This is a genomic window from Gandjariella thermophila, from assembly GCF_005405885.1.
In the GTDB taxonomy this organism is placed as follows: Bacteria; Actinomycetota; Actinomycetes; order Mycobacteriales; family Pseudonocardiaceae; genus Gandjariella; species Gandjariella thermophila.
Map to the genome: position 1 here is coordinate 105,502 of NZ_BJFL01000017.1, position 7,796 is coordinate 113,297.

Genomic DNA, 7,796 nt, shown 5'->3' on the forward strand with positions numbered 1-7,796 from the left:
GGAGTGTCGGGTGGCCGGCCGCCGGCGGCGGCCCCGCCCGGCACTCCGCCCCGCCGGCCGAGGTACTCGCGAGGAGCGGCTGCGGCATGTGTGAGGTGTCCCGGATCCCCGGACTGGCCCGGTTGTGGGAACGCACCCGGGGAGTGGACCGGATCGTCGTCGCGGTGGTCGACGGCCCGGTCGACGACGGCCACCCGGCCTTCCGCGGGGCATCGCTGGGCCGGCTGCCCGGCGTCTGGCCCAAGGACGAGGACCGCACGAGCGCCACGACCGCGCACGGCACGCTGGTGGCCAGCGTCCTGTTCGGTCAGCATGACGGGCCGGTCCCCGGTGTCGCGCCGCACTGCCGGGGGCTGAGCGTCCCCGTCTTCGGCCGGCGCGCGACGACGTCCCAGCTGGAGCTTGCGCGGGGCATCGAACTCGCGGTCGAGGCCGGCGCGCACGTGATCAACATCAGCGGCGGGCAGCTCAGCCCGCCGGCGGCGGCCGAGGACGCCCTGGCCCGGGCGGTCCGTTTCTGCCGGGACCGCAACGTGCTCGTGGTGGCGGCGGCCGGCAACGACGGATGCTTCTGCACGCACGTCCCGGCGGCGCTGCCCTCGGTCCTCGCGGTCGGCGCCCTCAGCGCCACGGGCCGGCCGATGACCACGAGCAACTGGGGCGCGGCCTACCAGCAACAGGGCATCCTCGCCCCCGGCGAGAACATCCTGGGAGCTGTCCCCGGCGGCGGGACGACCCGGTGCAGCGGCACCAGCCTCGCCACCCCGATCGTCGCCGGGGTCGCGGCGCTGCTGCTGAGCCTGCAGGTGCTCGCCGGCAGGGATCCCGATCCGCTCGCGGTGCGGGCGGCCCTGCTGGCCAACGCCGACCCGTGCGAATTCGATCCCGAGGAATGCGTCCGCTTCCTGTCCGGGACCTTGAACATCGAAAGAACGGTGAACGCTGTGACGACCGAACAGTTCGACGAACTGGCCGAGGCGGTTCGGAAGCAACCCTGCGGCTGTGGCTGCGACGGTACGGAGCCGGCCGCCGCGAACGTGGTTGGCGGTGACGCGCCCGCGGTGGAGGCTGCCCCCACCACCGCCGCCGACGCCGTGCCCGCCCAGCGCGGGCCGGGTGTGGTGACCTCGGCCGGTAACGCCACCGCGCAACCATGGACCCCGCTGGTGTACGCCGTCGGCGTGCTGGGCTACGACTTCGGCACCGAGGCCCGCCGCGACTCGTTCCAGCAGTTGATGGGTCCCGCCGCGGAGAGCGGCGCCAATCCGTACGACGCGCGTCACATGGTGGAGCATCTGCGGGCGCACCCCTCCGAGGCCAGGGCGCTGATCTGGACGCTCAACCTGGAGTTGACCCCCATCTACGCGATCGAGCCCGTCGGCGCCTACGCCGCCGACGTCTACGAGTTGCTCGTGGGACTGCTGGCCGGCGAGGTCACCGACGAGGACGACGCAGCCTTCGTCGAGCGGATCGCCGTGCCCGGCCGGCTCAGCGGCCGAACCGTCAGGCTGTTCTCCGGGCAGGTCGTGCCGGTCGTCGAGGTCGAACAGCGCCGCGGCCTGTACGGCTGGGAGGTCAACCGGCTCACCGCCGCGGCCGTGGCAGCCGTGGAAGCGGCTACCACCCGGCCCGGCGAGGTGGACGGCGCGGCGGTCGGCACGGTGCTGCGCGAGTTCCTCACGCGGGTGTACTACGACCTGCGCAACCTCGGCGCCACCTCCCGCGACCGCGCGCTGAACTTCGCCGCCACCAACGCGTTCCAGGCCACCCAAACCCTCGCCGCCGCGCTGGGCGAGGGCATGGCGCTGGACACCATCGACGTCGAGAAGAGCCCTTTCTGCCGCCCGGACAGCGACTGCTGGGACGTGAAGCTGCGGTTCTTCGACCCGGAGAACAACCGCCGCGCTCGGCGGGTCTACCGGTTCACCATCGACGTCAGTGACGTCCTCCCGGTCACCCTGGGCGAGGTGCGCTCGTGGTCGGAGAGCTGACGGTGCGCGGGAGCCTGCCGTGACGCCGCCCCCGCAGGCTCGCCCGGTGCGCCGACCGGACCCGATCCAGCCGCGTGGCACTCCGCACCGCGCCGCGCGGACCCGGGCGGTGTGCGGCGCGAACCCCGGTGACCCGCCGGCGTTCGCCGTTCCGAGCTACCAGCGAATGCGGGTGTCCACCGTAGACGGTGCGGCAGGCCGCCGCCTGGCCGGACCGGCACCGAGTCCCATGGCCGCCGGGCGGAGCGGACCGTGACCGCCATCGAGTCCATTCCCGGCGTCCGCGAGCTGTGGCGGCACACCGTCGGCGAGCCGGATGTCACGATCGGCGTGGTGGAGGGGCTGCCGGACCTGGCGCACCCGTGCTTCGCCGGGGCCGAGCTGACCGTGCTGGAGCCGTCCTGGTTACCCGCGTCGCTCACGCACGAGGTGCTCACCGAGCATGGCACGTTCGTCGCCAGCGTCCTCTTCGGACAGCACCACGGTCCGGTGCGGGGGCTGGCACCGCGGTGCCGCGGCATCGTCGTGCCCGCCCTGCGGGACCAGGACACCGTGCTGGACCCGCTGAACGCGGCCCGCGCCATCGAGGCGCTCGTCGACGCGGGCGTCCACGTCATCCACTTCACCGCCGCCCACCCGACCCGCTCGGACGACGCCGACGACCTGCTCAAGCGGGCGGTCCGGCACGCCGAGCGGGCCGGCGTACTCATCGTGGCGCCGACCGGAAACGACTACGGCGAGCACCGGGTGATCCCGGGCATCCTGCCCGAGGTGCTGGCGGTGGGCGCGCACCGGGACGACGGCACGATGTTCCGGTTCAGCAACTGGGGACCGCGGTTCCGCGATCACGGCATCGTCGCCCCGGGTGACGAGCTGCGCGCGGCCGCGCCCGGTGGCGGGACCACGGTGCACAAGGGCACCAGCATCGCCACACCGATCGTCAGCGGCGTGGCGGCCCTGCTGGTGAGCGTGCAACGGCGGCAGGGCAGAAGGCCCGACCCGCTCGCGGTGCGCGCGGCGTTGCTGGCCAGCGCCCGCCCCTGCACCCCGGCGGAGTCGCACGGCGAGCCGGACCGGTGCCTGGCCGGCCGGCTCGACGTGGCGGCGGCCACCCGGGCGGTGCTCTCCCCCGGCGTCGTCACCGCCGCGGCCGTGTCCGGTCCCCCGGTCTACGCGCTCGGTTCGCTGGGCTACGACTTCGGCACCGAAGCCCGCCGCGACGCTTTCCGGACGCTTTTGGCCGGGCACGGCGATCCGCTCGACCCGCGGGCGGTGGCGAACCAACTCGCGGCTCGGCCCCCCGACGCCGCCGCACTGATCTGGACCCTCGAACTCGACGGCTGCCCGGTCTACGCGATCGAACCGGTCGGCGCGTTCGCCGCGGAGGTCCACCGGGTGCTCGCCAGGCTGTTGGCCGCCCGCGACGAGGTCGACCGCGTCTGCTTGCCGGGCAGGATCAGCGGCCGCACCGCCCGGCTGCTCTCCGGCACGGTCGTGCCCACGGTGGAGATCGAGCGACCACGCGGACTGTCCAGTTGGGACGCCGGCCGGCTCACCGCCCGCGCAACCGCAGCCCTGCCGGATCCCGACGCGCAGCGGGCCCGGCAGGCCCTGCGGGAACTCCTCGCCCGGATCGTCCACGACTGCCGCAACCTGGGCACCACCGCGCGTGACCGGGCGCTCAACTTCGCGGCCACCAACGCCGTCCAGGCCGGGTCCGCACTGGCCGCGGCCGCGGTCGACGGGTACGTGCTGGACGGCATCGCGGTGGCACCCAGCCCGTTCGGTCGCGCCGGCCGCGACTGCTGGGACGTCCGGTTCCGCCTCGTCGACCCGGACAACAACCAGCGCGCCCGGCGAGTCTGCCGGTTCACCGTCGACGTCAGCGACCCGCTTCCCCTGCCCGTGGGCGAGGTACGCACCTGGTTGGAAACCCGAGGAAAGGAGTCTCCATGACCGCAAGCGAGGCGCCGGGCCGGGCCGGTGAGGTGACCGTCCCGTGGAACCTGGTCGTCCCCGAGGCCGATGTGTACCTGGTGGGCTACGGGATGCGGCTGCCCAACGACTTCACTCTCGAAGCGCTGGCCGTGCTGAAACGCTGTACGCGCGTGTTCGGCATCCCGCCCATCCACGCCCCCGACTTCGGGCTGCCCGCCATGGAGAACCTGTTCCTGCGCTACGCGCCGGACAAGGACCGGCAGCGCACCTACCAGGAGTGGCTGGACACCGTCCTGGACGCCGCCGCGCAGCAGCCGCCGGTGGCACTGGCCACCTACGGCAGCGCGATGGTCGGCGCCCTGGTCAGCCACCGCGTCCTCGCCGAGGCCCCGGGGCGCGGCCTCACCGTCCACGTCACCGGAGGAACGTCCTCATTGGACGGGATCTGGGCCGATCTCAACATCGAACCCTTCTACGGCCTGGAAATCTGGGAAGCGACCCTCTTCGTGCGGCAGAAGATCGAACCCAACACGCGGGCCAACCTCATGCTGCCTCAAGCCCCACTCTTCGGCGTACACCACGGCCCCGACCTCACCGCGGGCATCACCATGGAGACCAGTTCGACCATCGCCGCGCTGCGGGACCACCTGCTGCGGTTCTACCCGCCGAGCCACCCGGTGCGGTATGTGCAGACCACGTCGGGAACCCAGCTCGCCGGGCCCAGCATCGAAACGCTGCCGCTCGCCGAGCTGGACCACCCGGGAAGCCACACGATGAGCACCCTGTTCGTGCCCCGCCGCACTGTCCACGACGACCTCGACTTCCCGGGCCGTGCCTAGCTGGGTCCACCCCCGGCGTCCTGGGAACGCGCCACCTCACGCTAGGGTCAGTGATCGCGGAACCGGGGCGTCGGCACGATCTACCAGGACGCTGCCGCGGACAGCAGACGGGTGCGCACCGCGGCGATGTGCGGCAACGTGGTGGTCCCCGCGCGGGCGGCGAGGAACAGCGTGTTGATCGGCGGCACCTCTGGCCGCCGCAGGGCCACCAACGTCCCGGAGTCCAGTTCGTCGCGGCAGAGGTAGCGGGGCACGAACCGGCGGGCGGCCAGGCCGGCGAGCAGGTCGTCGGCGAGCCCGAGGGTGACCCGGAGCTTCAGCCCGCGGCCGACCAGTTCGGCCAGCGCCGGCAGCGCGTGGACCGTGGTGAGCTCCGCCGGACCCGCCAGGTGCACGGGTTTGGCCAGCGGATTCGCCGGGGCGACGCCCCGGTCGGCGACCGCGGCCAGCGCGTCGACGTGCGGCGCGACCTCGCGCGCGAGCTCGTCGGCGACCGAGGTCGGTGCCACGCCCCGGGGCAGCCGCTGGAACAGTTGCTGGCCCAGCGCCGATTCCAGCGCCCTGATCTGCGCGGTCACCGCCGGCTGGGACAGGCCCAGGTGCGGCGCGGCGCGGGACAGCGAGCCGGCCCGGTACACCCCGAGGAACGTGCGCAGCAGGGACAGATCCATCAGGCCCGACCATCCATCAGCATGCTGATGGATGATACGAACTTCTGCTATTGGTCGCTGATACCTCGCCGGATCTAGCGTGGTGCCCACAGCGGCTGACAGGAGACGACGTGGACCAGAAGATCGTCACCGCGCGCCTCGACATCCCGGTGCCCGGCGCGCCCGACTCGCCGATGGGCGCCTACCTCGCCCGTCCGGCCGCATCGGGGCGGCGTCCCGCGGTGCTCGTCGGATTCGGGATGTTCGGGCTGACCGGTTACGTCCGCAATCTGACCGAGCGGATCGCGCGGCTCGGATACGTCGCGGTCGCGCCGGACTTCTACCACCGTGCCGGACCGGGCATCGAACTCGCCGGCACCGACGAGGGCCGGCGCCGGGGACTCGAACTGGGCGGCGCGCTCGGCCGCGCCGACGCCCTGGCGGACGTGCGGGCCACCATCGATCAGCTCCGCGACCGGGAACCCGTGACGGAGCGCATCGGTATGGTCGGGTGCAGCTTCGGTGGGCACATCGCATACCTCGCCGCCACCCAGCTCGACCTCGCGGGCGACCGCGGTGTTCTACCCGGGCTGGCTCACCGGTACCGACATCGCGCTCAGCCGGCCGGAACCGACCGTCACGCTGACTGCCGGCATCGCCGGCCGGTTGCTCTTCCTGACCGGCGAGGACGACCACCTGGTGACCGCCGATCAGGTCCGGCAGATCATCGGCCACCTCGCCGACGCCGGCGTGCGCCACGAGATGGTCGTCTATCCCGACACGCCGTACGGGTTCTTCTGCGAGGAGCGCGACACGTTCCGCCAAGCCCGCCGACGACGCGTGGCGCCACATCCGCGACCTGCTCGCCGCGGAGTTGGCCTGACCGTCCGGCGACATCACCTCGGCAGTGGGCTGGTCGTCCACTTCGGAGTGTCGTCCGGCGACGTATCCGCCCACTCCGCGCCGGTCAAGCCGGTGACCGAGGTGGTCTCGAAGGGATGGCCACCGTCGTCGATGACCTTCGACTTCGTGGTGCCGCCGTCGATCCAGCTCAACGTGGCGTTCCAGGTGCAGTCGCAGTGCTCCATCTGCACGTCGATCACCAGCGCCTCCGGATCGTTCGCCGTCGCGGTGTACGGGAATTTCAGGGCATCCGCACGGACGTCTTCCGGAAGGGCCTTCGTGGGCAGCCAGTAGGGCGGCGGGGTGTCCAGATCTGTGGCAGGCGTTCCTGCGCCGCTTCGGGCTGCTGCCGGCCGCCTACACCCAGCTGCGCCTGGCCCGCGGCCTCGCCGCCGACCTGCGCCGCCCTGGGAGAAACCAGCACCGCCACAACGGCTCACCCCCGCCCGCGTGCGTCGGGGGTTTCGGCACCTGCGCCCACAGCTGGCCTGTCCAGCTAGGACATCGAACCGTCCCAACCCGGCCCCGGGCGACCCGCAGGACGCAGCAACCACCGCCCAACCCCGCGCTACGACGTGCACATCGCCTCACCGACAGGCACGGCAAAAGCGAAAACACCAAAGCCCACCCAGCCACGCCCACGCCGCACACGTTACAGTAAGGATCTCGTTGGCCCGCTTGAGTTCTGCGTTCTCCCGCCGCAGCCTGCGCAACTCCTCCGACTCGCTGGTCGTCGGCCGATCGTCCCGCTCGCCGCGGTCGGCCTCGTCCTGGCGGATCCAGTTCCGCAGCGCCTCGTGGTGCACGCCCAACTGCTCGGCCAGCCGCCGGATCACCGGCTTCGGATCGGACTCCCAATACAGCCGGACCGCCCGAGCCCTCAGCTCGTCGGGGTACTTCTTCGGTGCTGCCACAGATGACTCCCTTTAGGTCCCTATCGGACCATGCTTGAAAGTCTCCGAGCTACCGGGGGAACCTCAGGTCAGCAACCAGTCCAGACGGCAGGCCGGGTCGCTGGCGGCCATGCGCTGCTGGGCACGTAGGTAGGCGTCCAGGACGACGTCTGGCATACCCAGCGGCCCATTCGGCAGGTTGGCTAACGGTGGCCCGGCTCGCGCCGCCAGCCGATTCGGGTAGTCACCTGCCGGCGCCGAGCAGATCCCAGCCGATCACGTCTTTCTGCGAAAGCGCTCCGTTCGCCTCGAACTCGCCGCCGCAGCCCCAGCCCTGACTTTTCACGGCGGTCGGTGAGTGGGTGGGGAGGTTGTGTTTTGTTGTGGTGTGGCTGGTTTTTGTGGCCTGGGCGTGGTGGTTGCCCGGCTGTCGGGCCGGGTAGCCGGGGGTTCCACAGGCCCGGGGTCCTTTCTTTGGTCGCGGGGACGGGTTCGTGCTGGTTAGGGCGCTTGCGGCAGGGAGGTGATGCGCTGCCATGCGTTCACGATCTGGTTGGCCCAGGGCCAGGTGCGGGGAACTTT

At 72.0% G+C, this 7,796-nt stretch carries 7 protein-coding genes and 1 pseudogene; 5 read left to right on the top strand and 3 right to left on the bottom strand.

Going from position 1 to position 7,796, the window contains the following annotated elements; translation table 11 throughout:
• Nucleotides 1-86 precede the first annotated feature (86 nt).
• The 3 genes from FFT21_RS16960 (at nucleotide 87) to FFT21_RS16970 (ending at nucleotide 4,768) form a co-directional block, all read left to right on the top strand.
• Nucleotides 87-1,991: a PatA/PatG family cyanobactin maturation protease gene (locus tag FFT21_RS16960; protein WP_137814854.1), complete on the top strand. Its 1,905-nt coding sequence runs from the start codon at nucleotides 87-89 to the stop codon at nucleotides 1,989-1,991.
• Nucleotides 1,992-2,243: 252 nt separating this feature from the next.
• Nucleotides 2,244-3,947: a cyanobactin maturation protease PatG family protein gene (locus FFT21_RS16965; protein ID WP_137814855.1), complete on the top strand. Its 1,704-nt coding sequence runs from the start codon at nucleotides 2,244-2,246 to the stop codon at nucleotides 3,945-3,947.
• On the top strand, nucleotides 3,944-4,768 hold the full coding sequence (locus FFT21_RS16970; RefSeq protein WP_137814856.1) for an SAM-dependent methyltransferase: 825 nt from the start codon (nucleotides 3,944-3,946) through the stop codon (nucleotides 4,766-4,768). Before FFT21_RS16965 ends, FFT21_RS16970 begins: the two co-directional genes overlap by 4 nt.
• 80 nt (nucleotides 4,769-4,848) lie before the next feature.
• Here the strand turns inward: FFT21_RS16970 and FFT21_RS16975 are convergent, their stop codons facing one another.
• The gene (locus tag FFT21_RS16975) at nucleotides 4,849-5,439 is read right to left on the bottom strand and encodes a LysR family transcriptional regulator (RefSeq protein WP_137814857.1); all 591 of its coding nucleotides are present in this window, start codon (nucleotides 5,437-5,439) and stop codon (nucleotides 4,849-4,851) included.
• A 173-nt stretch (nucleotides 5,440-5,612) separates the two neighbouring features.
• Between FFT21_RS16975 and FFT21_RS30715 the strand changes: the two are divergent.
• A pseudogene (locus FFT21_RS30715) lies at nucleotides 5,613-5,918 on the top strand (dienelactone hydrolase family protein); the annotation flags it as partial.
• Between the two features lie 22 nt (nucleotides 5,919-5,940).
• Nucleotides 5,941-6,615, top strand: coding sequence for a dienelactone hydrolase family protein (locus tag FFT21_RS16985; protein WP_137814858.1), 675 nt, complete (start codon nucleotides 5,941-5,943; stop codon nucleotides 6,613-6,615).
• Between the two features lie 293 nt (nucleotides 6,616-6,908).
• Here the strand turns inward: FFT21_RS16985 and FFT21_RS16995 are convergent, their stop codons facing one another.
• Both FFT21_RS16995 and FFT21_RS29815 read right to left on the bottom strand, forming a co-directional pair.
• Nucleotides 6,909-7,235 carry a transposase gene (locus FFT21_RS16995; protein ID WP_137814859.1) on the bottom strand — a complete coding sequence of 109 codons (327 nt, stop codon included), beginning with the start codon at nucleotides 7,233-7,235 and terminating at the stop codon, nucleotides 6,909-6,911.
• A gap of 223 nt (nucleotides 7,236-7,458) precedes the next feature.
• The coding region (locus FFT21_RS29815; RefSeq protein WP_225978482.1) for a hypothetical protein at nucleotides 7,459-7,796 on the bottom strand (338 nt) is incomplete at its 5' end.

What these genes read in the sequence shown, in the direction of transcription:
- FFT21_RS16970 (WP_137814856.1), top strand. Translation starts at nt 3,944, where the DNA reads ATGACCGCAAGCGAGGCGCCGGGCCGGGCCGGTGAGGTGACCGTCCCG.
- FFT21_RS16975 (WP_137814857.1), bottom strand. Translation starts at nt 5,439, where the DNA reads ATGGATCTGTCCCTGCTGCGCACGTTCCTCGGGGTGTACCGGGCCGGC.
- FFT21_RS16960 (WP_137814854.1), top strand. Translation starts at nt 87, where the DNA reads ATGTGTGAGGTGTCCCGGATCCCCGGACTGGCCCGGTTGTGGGAACGC.